The following is a 15,093-nucleotide window of genomic DNA, read 5'->3' as shown; positions in this document are numbered from 1 at the left end:
CTAACGCTGTCGTCGCCGTCGTCGCCTGCACAGTTATCGCTGCCGGCACCGCCGATCACGGTATCGTCGCCGGTGCCGCCGCTAACGCTGTCGTCGCCGTCGTCACCTGCACAGTTGTCGCTGCCGGCACCGCCGTTAACGGTATCGTCGCCGATGCCGCCGCTAACGCTGTCGTCGCCGTCGTCGCCTGCACAGTTGTCGCTGCCGGCACCGCCGTTAACGGTATCGTTATCTTTGCCGCCGTTAACAGTATCGTTGCCGTCGCCGCCGATAACGTTGTCCTTGCCCTGATCGCCCCTGACGTTATCGTTGCCTTCGCCACCCTCGCAATCGTCGTCGCCTTTGCCGCCGTAGACGGTATCGCTGCCGGTGCCGCCGTCAACGTCATCGTCGCCTTCGTTACCGTGCACCCAGTCATCGCTGTCATCGCCTTCGCAGGTGTCGTTGCCGGTACCGCCAAAAAGGCTGTCGTTATCTTTACCGCCGTTAAGTTTGTCGTCGCCTTTGCCGCCCTTAACGGTGTCTTTATCGCGATCGCCCTTTATTTCATCGTCGTCATCGCCGCCCTCGCAATCGTCGTCACCTTTACCCCCGTAAATTTTATTTTTTTTGCCAGGGTTTCCTTTGATTTGGTCTCGGCCTTTTTTGCCGAATATCTCCTCGTTAGCGCCGGTGGCGACAATTACGTCATCGTCATCAGTACCGAATAGGGTTCGGCGGCGATCGATGCCGTTGCCATCATCTAAGTCATCTGTGTCGCCCGCATCTTCTTGGGGTACGGCGTTAAATTCAGCAATGTTGCTGTTATCCGCAACTTGACCGTTATCGGCGGTGGTGCCACTGTTTTCTGCGATCGCTACCTTAATTAACTCGGCTAACTCGTCGTCGGAAATCTCAGGGGTATTGTTGTCGAAATCCTCGACAGGCATTTGTGTTTCATCTCGATCGGGAAAAAGTGTTCCCGATACATTTTCTAACAACTGTTCTTCTTCCATTCTGGATATTTACCAAAAACGTTTGAGCTTCTTACAATCAATTTATCAGTAAGCAGGAGGCAGCAGAAGAAAAAAATTATAACTTCATGATTTCGCCTGCTAGAGGGGCTGATGTCCTCATCTTTACTATTATAGATGCCACTTAAACTGCAAGGTTTTTTTCTCATTTGCGAGTTTGATTTTCTGCCATTGCGCACCAAAATTAATTGATCCGCCATTTACACTGTAAGTGCTGCGCCGAAGCGCCTAGCATTTGAGATGTTCTCCGTAATTTCTACATTAAGCTGCGCCGAAGTGCCCTTGATTGTAGATTTTCTACGTAATTTCTACAGTGAATTAGCTGAACTTAAACTCGCAACTTACAACTCCCCAAAACCTCGATCCCCACAATTTTACCCTTGCTTTTCTTGCGATTGAGCCTGGGTGCATTAAATTTTTGTAACACTCCCAGCTCGGACAAACCCTTCCCTGACTTAGGATTTGAGCTTCTTTAACTAAAGGACTACACCCTCCTAACTTTAGTTCCCGATGACTAATTAGAAATTTAGATTGTTCGCCAGGGCAAATATTTGTTTTATTTTTTACTCGTAAAATTGTCTCTCGATTTGACCGAGGCGAGCAAACTGAAATAGTATTTATTTTGATATACAAAAATAGCTCTGCAAAAATCTATTTATGTCAAGACAGATTGTAATATTTAGAAACGAACAGGAATAAACGCAGGAGTTATTTTGGGTTAAAGTTCTAAGTTCGCTCGGCATTTCGAGCGGGACTGACGCAGGGCGATCCTGAGAAAACCAGTTGTTTTGTAGAGGCTTTGCTGCCAAATCAAATATTTCTCCGAGAAACCAGCTTGATGAGGCTTAGTCCTCTAGATGATAAAAATGATTGTTGCTTGAGAGGATAGGAATAATTTGATAGCGGTTGTATAGTTGAGAATTCTTTGCTCCTTAATTGTCTTTTTCCTACTTAACTTTAACTAGATTAAGACAGTTAAATAAAAAAACTAATAACATAAAAGTGGTAAATTAGCAATGCTCGATTAGCAATTATCGAGGGTCAACTATCGATTACGGATCCCCACAGAGGTCTTACGGATGAGGGTGGATCGCTTACGGATGAGGAGCCAGGGCTGACCAATTAATTAATTGACACAAAATCAAGATTTCAGATGGGGGGTTGGTGGTAGAGGATAAGCGCTAAGGACCGATCTACAGATCGAAAAAAAAAAAAAATACTCAACTTTGTCTCCGATATTGCCCTGAAACCGGTTGGCGAGAGCCGAAGTAATTTTAATAAGAACTAGAGATCCGCCTGGTAAAGTGCTTCCAATTTAACTTTACTCAGCAATGAGAAACTCAAGTTCGCGACGAATCTAAAGGGGTCTGCGGTAGAGGTGCAAAATGTTAAAGATAGCAAGATTCGAGAAATTTCGGCTTTCACTGAGCCACAGGGCAATAAAAACTAATAAACTGTTATTAAAGTACAACTTTTATAGCCTCAAAGTGTTTGAACAAATATATTTGACCCCAGCGTTCGCCCGATCGGGGGAAGCGCATTCAGAAACTTTGATTGAAAGAGTAAAAATAATTTTGCCGATGGCTATTGCTAGCCACAAAAACGCAGGCAAATTCAGAATTAAGGCGGGAGGGCGCTAAATCCGTGAGCCAGGAATTTCAACTCTCAGTCACCCCCGTTGGGGACGACGAATATCTAGTGCGGACAGAAAGGGTTGCACCCGGTGTACCCTTAGCAGAAGAACAAGTCCGCTGGCCGATCGACGAATGGCTTGCACTGTCTGCTCAACTGATGAACGACCCGCTGGTGGGCTTGCTCCAAGGAAAAGCATTACAGGGAACCAGTTTGGCTGGTCGCGGAATCTCGCGCTCGGGAAACAACTCAGCGCCGAATTTAGTAGCCCTCGGGCAACAATTATACAGCGGGCTGTTTCAAGGAAACTTGCGCGATAGCTGGACTTGTGCTCAAGGCATCGCCCAGCACCGCCGAGAAGTGCTGCAACTGCGACTCGGACTCAAAGGCCGGCACTTGCCGCGGCTGCCGTGGGAAGTTCTGCACGCAGGCGATCGCCCTTTGGCAACCGGCACCGATGTCGTGTTTTCCCGCTACCAACCAGGTACAAGTTTGTTCAAACAAACCCGGATAGTGCCCAGTGGCGGGCCGCTAAAAATTTTAATGGCGATCGCCTCTCCGAGCGATCGAGACAGCTTGCAGCTCAAGCGAGAAGTGCTCCACCTGCAACAAGAACTCCAAAACCGCACCGCTAACCCTCTCAAAAACAGCCCCCACTCCCCAGAAATTCAACTGACTATTCTCGAACAGCCCGATCGAGAACAACTTACCCAAGCCCTAGAACAAGGACACTACCAAGTCCTGCACTACGCAGGCCACAGCAACTTAGGTTCCAGAGGTGGGGAACTCTACCTAGTCAGCAGCCGCACCGGCTTAACCGAAACCTTGAGTGGCGACGACTTAGCTGGATTGCTCGTTAACAACGGTATTCAGATGGCCGTGTTCAACTCCTGCCGCGGCGCCTATGGCGACCCCTCAAACCTCGCGGACGACAGCCCGGAACGCAACTTAACCGAAGCGCTAGTCAAGCGGGGCATTCCGGCAGTGCTAGCAATGGCAGAAAGCATTCCCGACGATGTAGCCCTAACTCTCACGCGGCTGTTTTACCGCAACCTCAATCAAGGCTATCCAGTCGATCTCAGCCTGAGTCGAGCCAGAGCCGGACTAATTTCTGCCTACGGTTCTCACCAGTTATACTGGGCTTTGCCTATTCTCTACCAGCACCCGGACTTTGACGGCTATCTGACCGGCGCCCCAGCCCAAGGCGCGGCATCCGGGTCTCGGGTGCCAATAATCGCGTCGGGAACGCAGCCGGCTCTCGCGGGTACAGAATGGAATGCGCCACCTTCGCTCTCGGCGATCGCCCAATACCCAGCGACAGCCAATAGATCGCATGATTCAGACAGTTCTGACGGCGAAGTCTGGGAATATTTTCCTGACCCATTAAAAGAGTGCAGGGATTGGGTTCACCAGAACGATCGGCACGAGGCTGCTAATTCACCGAACTCACCGACGGCTTCGCCGTCCTCTATTAATAATCCTGACTCTTCGGTTATCCAAGAAATTTCCCCTGCGGCACCGGCTCAGAAACCGTTAAAAAAACCGGGATTGAAAAAATCTGTCGCCCTGATGCTTTGCTTGTTGCCGATTGCTTTGAGTGCTGGCTTTTTTGGGTGGCGGTACTCGCACCAGCGAGACACGAAACCAGAAGAGTTACTGCCGGCGGTACGGACTCCCCTGTCGCAAAATTACCTGCAAGAACGCCACTAAAAGCAACAACCTCCGTCAGTGTTGAGTTTGGGCCCGCTTGCCATGACTCCAAACTGGCGGAGGTTGTTGCTGGCAATTGGCTCACGGCTGCCGCTGGAAAAGTTATCAAAAGTATGCTGCTCGATCGAATCTCGGACTTACGCTCATCAAACTGGTTTCTACCCAACATCAGAAGCTAGGCAACCTGCACATCTAGGAAGAAAATGGGTTTCTCGTCGATAGAGTTAAGTCCGGGACTACTTAATATAGAATTCGTCAGTCAATTTGAGATTTTAGACTTCGGCATCAGCGCTGAGTCGAACGATTTGAGATTTTAGATTTACTCCACTGATAAATCTGGGATCTTGAACAAGAGTCTAAAATTTTGATCTTTCCACGACAGGAGTCGGTGACTTGTATCCGTTTTTGGGCGGGCTGATTCGGCAGCCTGAGCATTCGTCATTCGGTACAAGACAATAAAAGCAAGAGCTGCAACTATTAAAAACGTCCTCACCGTCAGGGTGGTTACTATATTTCACAATAAGTAATTGTGCAAGTGGTGGTGAGTTTGACGTGCCCCTACAGCTTGCGCATAAATTTTGAGAGTCTGGCAGTTTGCCGGCTACGAGTGGAAACCAGTAGATTTACACCGAAACTCCATCCCGGGAACTGCTGATAATTTGTAGTGCATGAAACATTTAAGCTGTTGTGCATTTAACTCGGTTTTTTTCAATTCCCCTGTGGAAAGAACCTCAGATTTTCTGGCTTGGGGCCGGAGGAGGAAGATTTTCCCGAGTTCCCTCTGGAAATCTACTGATACGCGGCGAAGCGTTAAGATTCGCGAAGCAATCTCGCCCGATCAAAACTATTCCCCTCCTGGTGCCTGCGTGATGTTTATGCCGCCGCGCCCATTGAGCCGGGTTTTAGGTTAAACCCGTTCAACGAACAGGTGAAATTTCCTTCAATTTTTACCTGATTGCCTTCCCCAGACTGCTTTCTCTGCAAGTTATATGCCGAACACCTTAATAGAAGATTGCTCGTTGGTATTTGGGGTTGTGAGGGGATTTGCCGCCAGAAAAACAGGGTTTATACCTTTTTAGATTTTAGATTTTAGATTTTAGATTGAAGAATTGGGAATGACTTATTCCATAAGGGTTTGGAGCTTGCCTACAGTTGGATTCTTTTTGTAAACTGGTTTTGGAAGTAGCTGGCAGCGGCATCGAGAACAAGTGCTGCCTCGCCTTGTTGAGGTAAAAGTTAACCCCGCGCAGGTAAATGCTTTCGGCAGATTTGCAGCGGCAGCACTCTAGGTATTTCGATTCATGGCTGTGTTGTTTTTACCTTGACCGCAGACACGATCGGACATTGGTGAATGCAGGGAACAGACTTTACTGTAAAAAAGTAAAGCATTTAATTTGCGACAATAATTCCCTGCCCGATCGCTCCGAGGCTTAGGCAAGCATTTGAGCCGCGAGGAGCAAATTGATCGCCCTTCGAGCATCCTTACTTGCACACCCGGTCTTGAGGTCGCAGAAATTTATCCAGAATCTTAATATTCAGAATTCTTAGTATTGACAGTGAAACAAAGTTAATCTAATGTGTTGTAATTGATATAAGTAAAGTCCAATAAGCGAGGTACGGTCAATGGCAGAAACAGCTACAGCACCCTTAACAGGAAAAGGTCTGCTTCAAAAAATCAAAGGCAGCGATTTGCCACGCAGAGAACTTGCAAAGCTTTGCGGCTACTTCACGGTCAGCAAAAGTGGAGAAACCCGGATTAATCTGGCTGAGTTTTACGATGCAGTGTTAGCTGCTAAGGGCATTGAGCTAGAGAAGTCGAAAGCAGACGGACGCGGGCGAGAAGCGAGTTATCGAGCTAGCGTTCACAAGAATGGTTCGATCGTGATCGGGGCAAATTATACCCAAGAAATGGGATTAAAGCCGGGAGACGAGTTTGAAATTAAACTCGGATACAAGCACATTCGCTTGATTCAGATCGATGTGGACAGACCGGATGTGGATGTGGATGATGAAGAGGAGGATACAGAAGAATAGAGGCGATCGCGATGCAGTCAGCCGATAGCAAGGCGACTGGATTTAGCATTCGCTACACGAGTATTTGCGCGCCACCCTTCGATTTAACTGATGAGCTGTCTTGACTATTTCTATTTTCTCTTGTCCCGCAAAGATTACAGTGCCTCTGAACTTCGCAAAAAGGGGCAAGAGAAAGGTTTTGGCAATGAGGAAATATTGGAGGCGATCGCGCAAATTCAAGACCGGGGCTATCAGTCCGACACTCGCTTGGTGGCAAACTCGATCGCCTCTGCAGCAGGCAAATACGGGAAATCGGCCATCAAGCGCAAGTGCCTGCAAAAAGGAATTACCAGCGATTTGTTCGAGCAAGTCTGGGAAGAAGAAATAGCCGAAAATCAGGACTCCGAAGCAGAAAAACTGGCCGAATTAAAAGCCAAAGTCATGCGCAAATACAAGCTCGATACTTTGGGTAAAGCAGATCCGAAAACCAAGGGCAAAGTCTTGAATTACCTGCAATACAGGGGCTTTAATGCCTTTGAAATGTGGCGGCAGTGGCAGGCGGAAGAAGAAGATGAGTAAGTTATAGGACAACCCTCGATCGATGCGGTTCCCAGATAGTCAAGGACACCTGCACTGCTGGCTGGGGGCTAAATTGTGAGTTCTGAGTTTTTGTAACTGTATGTCAATCCTCAGACTTGACTAAATAAGATTCGTACATCTGCCGGTGTCTGGCTAAAAGCTGGAGATATTTCTCGTTGCTTTTGGCCAGCATCCATTTCTCTTGAAAAATGGCGGCGGATTCTGCTTTCACCGGATCTGCTTGTAGCGGCAAAATATCTTTTCGAGCTGCGCTTTGCTCTGCAACAGACTTCAGCTTTTGAGGGTTTTGCTGGTATTTTCGGCCGCTTTTGTGGTTGGCGTAGCGACGCGATCGAGTGTAGCCCATCTGTAAGAACTTGCGGGCCATGTCGGCTCCCACAAAATCTTCGCGATCGAGATACTCTAAAAACAAGGAGTAAATTTTGCTGCTGGATTCCCTGGCAATTTCAGGAGTCTTAAATCTCCAGAAAGGCAGAATTTCTCCTTTGTAGGGTTCCACCAACAGCACTCCCTGTTCTCCTTTCCCTACCCGATAAAGTTCTGGGTGCTGTCGAAAGTCGATGTTCTTAAAATCCAAAGAGTAGTCGAACTGCTTCATTGGGCATTTTCTGTTCTATCTGGAACTATAGAAGCCCGGGGTTTACCTTCGTCTGGTTGAGTATAAACCCAAGCCCAAGCAATCAAGACAGCTTGAAAAGGCAGCCTGAACCAATACAGTAATTGGTTGTGGGGAATCCCTTCTATTGGAATGTTGTTGACGGCTTGATTGATATTAGCTGGAAACACGGCAATAAACAAGGCAATTAATCCCCACGCAGCCGCCCTGCTGACAGGAGGAACTAACAGCCCAATTCCTCCCAAAATCTCAAAAAAACCGCTGATATAAACCAAGGCTTCCGGGTAAGGAAGCTGGGGCGGCACGATTCTGATAAAAGGTGCGGGCACTGCAAAGTGCAGCACGCCTACAATATTGATAGCTACTGCGAGGATAACTCGCCAAATTTCTTTTTGACTTTTCATGGGCAATCAGTAATTAATAATTGTTAACTTGCTGCGATAATGCTTGCAAAAATTGGCTATCTGGGATCTAGATGACAAGAAAACTGAGATACAAAAATTCCAGCTTTCCGGGTTTGTCTACTCTTGCTGGTGGCTGAAAGGATCTTGTTTAGTAGAAAAACCTGGTTTCTGGGTAAGTCCCTGACAAGTGTTCTCAGCCCCAAACTAGAGGAAGCGAGAACTCGAATAGAAAGCCTGCGCGTTGACTGCCGAAAACAGATAGCGCGCATTTTGATACCAGGATTTTAATGTCTAGTTCCCTGCTGCTGTCTCTATCTTCGGGTAGTAAAACCTGATTTTTGGTTTCGGCTAGGGCTCAGTCAGCAGCCAAACCAGGGGGATTTTCTCGATCGACAAATGCGCCTGGGCTTAACATTAAATCATCCAGGGAATTGATGAGTGCGATTGCTTCTAAATTTGACCTTGCTTTGCAGGCGATTCCCTACCCTTCGGGAACCCGTGCGGGAAGATAGCTTCGATCGCGCGTACCTTGATTAAACTAATTAATGCGAGTAATTTGTCAATAACTTTAAGAATTATTTAAGATTTTCGCTTTGAGAATTATTTGGAGAGGAAATTCGGGAACACTCTGCAATTAAAATAAGCGTCTCTATTTGGGGTTTTGTCAACTTCCTACAGATGTTACAATGGATCAAATGATCGAATTTGCTAAAAACTCGATCGCTATAGCAACTCCCAAATTATCCTGCTGGGATTCAAAATTGTCACCAACGGCAGGAACTTTTTAGCCACCACATTATTCAAAAAGATTGAGCCTCCAAGCGCTGTGTCATTTTTATCTACACGCAAGCAATCACCGACGACCATGAACACCTCACTGAACACCTCTACATTTGGCATAAACCGGATGCTGCGACAATCGCTGTTGCTTGGCATCATTTCTGCAGCAGCTTTGGCTAGCGGATGGGCGCCCGGTTTGTACGGACAATCCCCAAACCTCGTTTTCGGAGCAGCAGCCCAAGCTCAAGAGATTAGCAGCGAGGAAATTACTAGCTACGCTCGCGCTGTGTTGGCAATAGAACCCAGACGGGTGGAAGCTTTTAACGAAATTAAAGGAATGGCTGGGGGTTCGGTTCCCAGAGTAGTGTGCAACGAAACTCAGGAAATTAATAGGTTGTCTGGAAATGTTCGCGGTATCGCGGTGAATTACTGCCAACAAGCTAAAAAAGTTATCGAAACCAATGGTTTGACAGTTAGTCGCTTCAACCAGCTCACTTTGCTCCAGCAAGCGAATCCGGCAGTCAAACAGCGAATTCAAGCTGAACTGCTGCGGCTGCAACAAGCGGGCAATCAATAAGCTTGAGGGTTTGATTCTTTCTTCCTCTCCCGTTCGATTGTTCGAGTGACTAGACGGTATGCAAAAATTTTTGAAAAAATGGCGATCGTCTGTAAAAAAGTGCTTGACAAAACAACCAAAATTTGGTAATGAGATAAGAACGGGAGCGGTTTAGAGAGATGACTATTTTCCTACTCGGTGTAAATTCCAATTAAAGAGCAAAAAATATTCCTCAAAAACTAGATGTGCAGTGAATTGCTCTGAGGAATAGAATATAAAAATGCTAACTTTCACAAAATATTTGCCTGCAAATCCCGATGCTATTGTCAGCTTTACTTTACCAATGACAGCCGACGATCGCACTCGCAGCCGCCACCGATTCGAGACAGAGACTGGTGAAAAGCTGCACCTGAGTTTGCCAAGAGGTACTGTACTGCGCGATCGAGATTTATTGCAATCGGAAGACGGTAGCTGTTTGGTACTGGTAAGTGCAAAACCCGAATCGGTGCTGACAGCGCGGGCATCAAGTCCGCTGCTACTGATGCGGGCGGCTTATCATTTAGGAAACCGTCACGTAGCTTTAGAAGTTGCCGATAATTATTTAAGGCTTTCTCCCGACTCTGTGTTGCAGGGAATGCTCGAAAAAATGGGTTTGGAAGTAACAGAGGAAATTGTGCCGTTTCAGCCGGAAATGGGCGCTTACGGGCACAGCCATTAGATTTTAGATTTTAGATTTTAGATTTTAGATTTACTCGCACCGATGAGTCCGAGGGCTTATGACCAAATTGCTTTCGGCCATTCAATTAGATTTTAGATTTTAGATTTTAGATTTTAGATTTACTCCCACCGATGAGTCCGAGGGCTTATGACCAAATTGCTTTCGGCCATTCAAGAAGCAAGAAGTCAACAGTCAACAGTCAACAGTGAACAATCAACTTTTATCTTTGTTGCAGCTAGCTTTTGCACCTGTGGGAGCTTATAGTTATTCTGAGGGAATCGAAAGTCTGGTAGAAACCGGTGCGATCGACAGCGAAATTACTTTGAGGAATTGGTTAGAAAATTCGCTGCAATTCGGGGCTGTTCGAGTAGAAGCCGCTGTGGTGGTACGGGCTTTGAGGGCAGCCCAGATTGGGGATTTAACCGCTTTGAATTACTGGAATGCTTGGGCGACTGCTGCTAAGGAAACAGAAGAGTTGCGCTTGCAAAGTTGGCAAATGGGGCGGACTTTGGTCAAGTTGCTGCTGGATTTGCGATCGCCTGTGGCTTCTGGGTTAACAACAAGTGTAAAAGATTTGGTGGAATTTGGCGGCAATCCGTGCAATTTTGCGATCGGCTTTGGCATTGCCACCGCCAACTGGCAGATTGAAGAGGAAGCCGCCGTGTTAGGATATTTGTACAGTTGGGCTGCCAATTTGGCGAGTGCGGGCGTGAAACTGATTCCCCTCGGTCAAACAGCCGGTCAACAGTTACTGTTAGATTTGCAGTCTCAAATTAGCTGTACCGCGCAAGAAGTTTTAAAATTAGAAGATGATGATATTGCTAGTTGCAGTTGGGGATTAGGCCTAGCTAGCATGGCGCACGAAACTCAGTACACTCGGTTGTTTCGCAGTTGAAAATCAGACAATCTAAAATCTAAAATCTAAAATCTAAAATCGCTATGGGTGCTTTTCGTGTAGGAATTGCGGGGCCTGTTGGTTCGGGAAAAACTGCTTTACTTGATGCTTTGTGCAAGTCGCTGCGGCAGCAGTACCAGATTGCGGTTGTTACTAATGATATCTATACTCAGGAAGATGCACAGTTTTTGGTTCGGAGTCAAGCTTTAGAGAGCGATCGAATTTTGGGCGTAGAAACGGGAGGCTGTCCCCACACAGCCATCCGCGAAGATGCTTCCATTAATTTAGTAGCTATAGAAGAGTTAGAACACAAATTCACGGATTTAGATTTAGTATTTGTCGAAAGCGGCGGCGACAATTTGGCCGCCACCTTTAGCCCCGAGTTAGTAGATTTAACAATTTACGTGATCGATGTCGCTGCGGGCGATAAAATTCCGCGCAAAGGCGGGCCAGGAATTACTAAATCTGATTTATTAGTAATTAATAAAACAGACCTCGCACCTTATGTCGGAGCAGATTTAGGCGTGATGGAACGAGATGCTAAAAAAATGCGAAACGATAAACCATTTGTTTTTACTAACCTGAAGACCAAAGAAGGATTAGAATCAGTAGTTAAATTCATCCACTCCCATATCGTGTAAAACATCAGTTTTCATCTGCGTTCATCTGCGGTTAAAACTCCTAAAAACTATCACCGCACCACCAATTCCCTTACCAAATTAGCCAAACGTTCTGTACTGTCTCTCACCGCTAATTGAGCAGCAGCTTTAGACATTTTTTCCAAATATTCGGAATCTCTTAACAAATACAATACTTTGCTTTGCAACACATCTGCGGTTAGTTCGCTTTGACGGAATACCACGGCGGCGCCGGCTTTAGCAAATACTTCCGCATTAAATCTTTGGTGGTCGTCAGCGGCGTGAGGAAAAGGAATTAAAATAGAAGGTACTCCCGTCACTGCTAATTCTGTTAGAGCACTCGCGCCCGATCGACTAATTGCTAAATTTGCTCGCTGCAATAAGCTCGCCACATTGTCGTAAAATGGCATAGACAAATATTGCTCGTGTTTTAAACTCTCAGCCTCCTGGTCATTATTTCCTGTCAGGTGAACCACCCAAGCACCAGCATCAAACCAAGCCGGAGCACACTGGCGCACTAACTGATTGATGGCGACAGCACCTTGAGAGCCGCCCATGACTAAAATTACAGGTACACTGTCAGGAATTGGCAAATTTAGAGGTTGGCGGGCGAGGAATTGCGATCGCACCGGTGTACCCGCAACCACGGTTTTCGCGCGGGGTAAATGCTGGGCTGCAGCTTCAAATCCGATCGCCACAGCAGTGCACAAAGGACTAAACCAGCGCGTCACCTTCCCGGGAATGGCATTAGATTCGTGGAGAATCACCGGCAAACCCAAAGAACGGGCCGCCAGAATAGCAGGTGCTGCAATGTAACCGCCAGTCGTAAAAACTCCCTGAAAATTTCCCGCTTTGAGCAACTTCCGCACCTGAACGATCGAGCCGGCGAGTCCGCCCAAAATTCGCAGTGTACCGAGCCCAAATTGCTGCTGAAAGCCTTCGACGGCGATCGTGTGGAGGGGGTAAAGGGATGAAACTAACTGGGTTTCCATGCGGTCTGGGACTCCCAGCCATTCGATCTGACAGTCGTTCAACTGACTGGCGGTGGCGATCGCGGGAAATAAATGTCCACCAGTGCCGCTAGCTGCAACCAACAACCGGAGGGGGGCTTTTGTCAAGGTATTTGTTTCTTTTACAAGTACAAGTTCCACAGGTCGAGCGATTTTATATTTGAGGTTTTAGATTATTATGCTTATTATTCCGGCAGTTTCAGCCAATTATCAATCAGCAATCTAAAATTAGATTGTGCCGTGTCCGTCCTTCCGTTGTCAGTTTTCGTTGCAGGCGAACAGTTGCCCGCGCCACGACTCCTGACAAATAACCAAATTATCACCTAATGCGTAATTTTTTGAATTTAGTGCCAAGTGCATCTGAGTATTTTTCCAGCCGACGGCTGGAAAAAGCCGATCCTCTTCGAGGGCTGCGCCAACGGGCGATCGTTTTTGGCTTTAACTGCGGGCAGTCGATCGCTCAAATCTTGTTATGTTTAACAGTGGTAAGTGCTGGCGCGCTGCATCCGAGTGCAGCAAGAGCGATCGGTGCGATCGCGGCGACTCCCCGAACGATCGCCCAAACCCCTGCAAATGCGCCGGCCCCACTCACAAAACTGCTAACAGAAATTGACGCAGCGGCCAACCGGCGCGATGTCAAAGCAGTTATGGCATTTTACAGCCAGAACTTCACTCATTCTGACGGCTTAAACAGCCAAAGCATGGCAAAAGCCCTCACCCAACTCTGGGAGAGATATCCGAGTTTAAATTACCGCACCGAAATCAAATCTTGGAACACCGAAGGTAGCGCCATTGTCGCTGAAACCGTAACTACAATTTCCGGCACTCACAAACAGGATGGCAGAGAATTAACTCTCAAAGCTACCATCCGTTCTCAGCAGCGCTTTGAAGGTGAAAAAATAGTTAAGCAAGAGATTTTAGCAGAACAAACTCAGCTTAGTTCTGGCCAAAATCCTCCTACAATTGAAGTGAATGTGCCGGAGCAAGTTAAGGTGGGCGAAGAGTACCATTTTGATGCCATTGTTCGAGAGCCGATCGGCGATGATATTTTAATAGGGACTGTTTTGGAGGAACCCATTACCGAAAAAACCTTTTTTAATCCCTCAGAAGTCGAGCTGGAGTTGCTAAATTCCGGGGGAATTTTTAAAGTAGGTAAAGCTCCGGCTACCCCTGAAAATCGGTGGGTTTCAGCAGTTTTGATGCGACAAGGCGGAATTGCAATGGTTAGTGTGCGATTGCGGGTTGTCAAGTAATAAAATAGGTGTTATTGGTTATTTGGGTAATTTCTGTAGTGGCGGGTTAGGTAAAATCTCTAATACAAAGGAGAGAACGGGTAAACCTGCCCCTACAAGAATTATGGTTATTTGACCAGACTTGATTTTATGCCAACTAAAAACTAAGTTTGTCCCTCTTCCTTCCTCTCTGCGCCCTAGAAAGGTTAATACATCTTCCTTATTATTAAAAATGATTTCTATCCACAATCAAATTGTTTTCATTACAGGTGCAAGTAGCGGTATCGGAGCAGCCTGTGCCAAGATATTCGCCAAAGGTGGAGCAAAACTAATTTTAGCAGCCCGCCGCTTTGAAAAACTCGATCGACTGGCAAACGAACTTGTAGAAACAAAATCGATCGCGTCGGCGAACGAGATTTACTTGCTAGAATTGGACGTGCGCGATCGCCCGCAAGTCGAATCGGCGATAGCTGCGCTTCCCGATGCGTGGAAAAGCATAGATATTTTAATTAACAATGCGGGATTGAGCCGGGGTTTAGACAAACTGCACGAAGGCAGCTTTCAAGATTGGGAAGAAATGATTGATACCAATGTTAAAGGCTTGCTGTACATGACTCGCTCGATCGTGCCGGGAATGGTAAGCCGAGGCCGCGGCCACGTAGTGAATATCGGCTCAATAGCCGGTCGCCAAACTTATCCGAAAGGCAATGTTTATTGCGCTTCCAAAGCAGCAGTGAGAGCTATTTCTGAAGGGTTGAAACAAGACCTTTTGGGAACACAAGTGCGGGTGACGGAAATAGAGCCTGGTTTGGTGGAAACAGAATTTAGCAATGTCCGGTTTCACGGCGACTCAGAAAAAGCCAAAAATGTCTATCAAGGATTGACACCTCTGACTGCTGACGATGTAGCCGATGTTGTGTATTTTTGCGCTACGCGATCGCCCCACGTCAATATTAGCGAAGTCTTGCTAGTTCCGACAGACCAAGCTAGTGCAACTCTGGTTCACCGAAAAGAGTTGTGAGTTTTTAGTGGTAAGTGTCCGGATTGCGATCGAATTCTCAGGAAGCTTAATTGGTAGATGCACCCTGATTAATTAACTCCCGACCAATTTTGGCCGGGTTTTTTTTGGCGCTCGCACCCTTAGCCACACATTCTCCAAAATTCTGCCAAACTGTCCTGAAAGAGGTGTTTTGAGGCGGGAGATTAAATTAGTAGATGCACCCTGATTAATTAACTCCCGACCAATTTTGGCCGGGTTTTTTTTTCGATCGCACGC

16 protein-coding genes are annotated in these 15,093 nt (G+C 46.9%); 11 read left to right on the top strand and 5 right to left on the bottom strand.

Annotated elements, in window-relative coordinates; all coding sequences use genetic code 11:
- Positions 1 to 995: calcium-binding protein (locus E5S67_RS01950; RefSeq protein WP_281363508.1), on the bottom strand; the 995-nt coding region annotated here is incomplete at its 3' end.
- A 1,662-nt stretch (positions 996 to 2,657) separates the two neighbouring features.
- Here E5S67_RS01950 and E5S67_RS01945 point away from each other — a divergent pair.
- From E5S67_RS01945 to E5S67_RS01930, 4 genes are all read left to right on the top strand, one after another.
- A complete protein-coding gene (locus E5S67_RS01945; RefSeq protein WP_172184956.1) occupies positions 2,658 to 4,355 on the top strand; it encodes a CHAT domain-containing protein in 1,698 nt (565 codons plus the stop codon).
- Between the two features lie 18 nt (positions 4,356 to 4,373).
- Entirely contained in the window at positions 4,374 to 4,577 is a 204-nt protein-coding gene (locus E5S67_RS01940; RefSeq protein ID WP_216670132.1) for a hypothetical protein, read from the top strand.
- 1,401 nt (positions 4,578 to 5,978) lie between these two features.
- Positions 5,979 to 6,389 (top strand): AbrB family transcriptional regulator, encoded by a 411-nt coding sequence (locus E5S67_RS01935; protein WP_172184952.1) that lies wholly within the window; start codon positions 5,979 to 5,981, stop codon positions 6,387 to 6,389.
- 90 nt (positions 6,390 to 6,479) lie between these two features.
- Positions 6,480 to 6,947 (top strand): regulatory protein RecX, encoded by a 468-nt coding sequence (locus E5S67_RS01930; protein ID WP_172184950.1) that lies wholly within the window; start codon positions 6,480 to 6,482, stop codon positions 6,945 to 6,947.
- A gap of 103 nt (positions 6,948 to 7,050) precedes the next feature.
- Here the strand turns inward: E5S67_RS01930 and E5S67_RS01925 are convergent, their stop codons facing one another.
- Together E5S67_RS01925 and E5S67_RS01920 are read right to left on the bottom strand one after the other, a co-directional pair.
- The gene (locus E5S67_RS01925; protein WP_172184948.1) at positions 7,051 to 7,566 is read right to left on the bottom strand and encodes a DUF4385 domain-containing protein; all 516 of its coding nucleotides are present in this window, start codon (positions 7,564 to 7,566) and stop codon (positions 7,051 to 7,053) included.
- Positions 7,563 to 7,988 carry a DoxX family protein gene (locus tag E5S67_RS01920; RefSeq protein ID WP_172184946.1) on the bottom strand — a complete coding sequence of 142 codons (426 nt, stop codon included), beginning with the start codon at positions 7,986 to 7,988 and terminating at the stop codon, positions 7,563 to 7,565. The genes E5S67_RS01925 and E5S67_RS01920 overlap by 4 nt, the downstream gene beginning before the upstream one ends.
- A gap of 338 nt (positions 7,989 to 8,326) precedes the next feature.
- On the opposite strand from E5S67_RS01920, the gene E5S67_RS01915 reads away from it, so the two are divergent.
- From E5S67_RS01915 to ureG, 5 genes are all read left to right on the top strand, one after another.
- Positions 8,327 to 8,500 carry a hypothetical protein gene (locus E5S67_RS01915; RefSeq protein ID WP_172184944.1) on the top strand — a complete coding sequence of 58 codons (174 nt, stop codon included), beginning with the start codon at positions 8,327 to 8,329 and terminating at the stop codon, positions 8,498 to 8,500.
- Between the two features lie 353 nt (positions 8,501 to 8,853).
- The gene (locus E5S67_RS01910; protein WP_172184942.1) at positions 8,854 to 9,345 is read left to right on the top strand and encodes a DUF4168 domain-containing protein; all 492 of its coding nucleotides are present in this window, start codon (positions 8,854 to 8,856) and stop codon (positions 9,343 to 9,345) included.
- 259 nt (positions 9,346 to 9,604) lie between these two features.
- The gene (ureE, locus tag E5S67_RS01905; protein WP_172184940.1) at positions 9,605 to 10,042 is read left to right on the top strand and encodes an urease accessory protein UreE; all 438 of its coding nucleotides are present in this window, start codon (positions 9,605 to 9,607) and stop codon (positions 10,040 to 10,042) included.
- Between the two features lie 205 nt (positions 10,043 to 10,247).
- Positions 10,248 to 10,937, top strand: coding sequence for an urease accessory protein UreF (locus E5S67_RS01900; RefSeq protein ID WP_172184938.1), 690 nt, complete (start codon positions 10,248 to 10,250; stop codon positions 10,935 to 10,937).
- Positions 10,938 to 10,981: 44 nt separating this feature from the next.
- On the top strand, positions 10,982 to 11,578 hold the full coding sequence (ureG, locus tag E5S67_RS01895; RefSeq protein ID WP_172184936.1) for an urease accessory protein UreG: 597 nt from the start codon (positions 10,982 to 10,984) through the stop codon (positions 11,576 to 11,578).
- 50 nt (positions 11,579 to 11,628) lie between these two features.
- Here the strand turns inward: ureG and murG are convergent, their stop codons facing one another.
- Complete coding sequence (gene murG / locus E5S67_RS01890; protein WP_425487372.1) at positions 11,629 to 12,726, bottom strand: undecaprenyldiphospho-muramoylpentapeptide beta-N-acetylglucosaminyltransferase; 1,098 nt, start codon at positions 12,724 to 12,726, stop codon at positions 11,629 to 11,631.
- A gap of 206 nt (positions 12,727 to 12,932) precedes the next feature.
- Between murG and E5S67_RS01885 the strand changes: the two genes are divergently transcribed.
- Together E5S67_RS01885 and E5S67_RS01880 are read left to right on the top strand one after the other, a co-directional pair.
- Complete coding sequence (locus E5S67_RS01885) at positions 12,933 to 13,838, top strand: nuclear transport factor 2 family protein (RefSeq protein WP_343045284.1); 906 nt, start codon at positions 12,933 to 12,935, stop codon at positions 13,836 to 13,838.
- Positions 13,839 to 14,049: 211 nt separating this feature from the next.
- Positions 14,050 to 14,838 (top strand): SDR family oxidoreductase, encoded by a 789-nt coding sequence (locus E5S67_RS01880; RefSeq protein WP_172184930.1) that lies wholly within the window; start codon positions 14,050 to 14,052, stop codon positions 14,836 to 14,838.
- Between the two features lie 72 nt (positions 14,839 to 14,910).
- Here E5S67_RS01880 and E5S67_RS32150 read toward each other — a convergent pair.
- Positions 14,911 to 15,093: hypothetical protein (locus tag E5S67_RS32150; protein WP_216670131.1), on the bottom strand; the 183-nt coding region annotated here is incomplete at its 5' end.

The sequence above is a fragment of the Microcoleus asticus IPMA8 genome, from assembly GCF_013179805.1.
Taxonomy (GTDB): Bacteria; Cyanobacteriota; Cyanobacteriia; order Cyanobacteriales; family Microcoleaceae; genus Microcoleus; species Microcoleus asticus.
The sequence above is the reverse complement of the archived record's forward strand: the minus strand, read 5'-3'. Positions and strand labels throughout refer to the sequence as shown.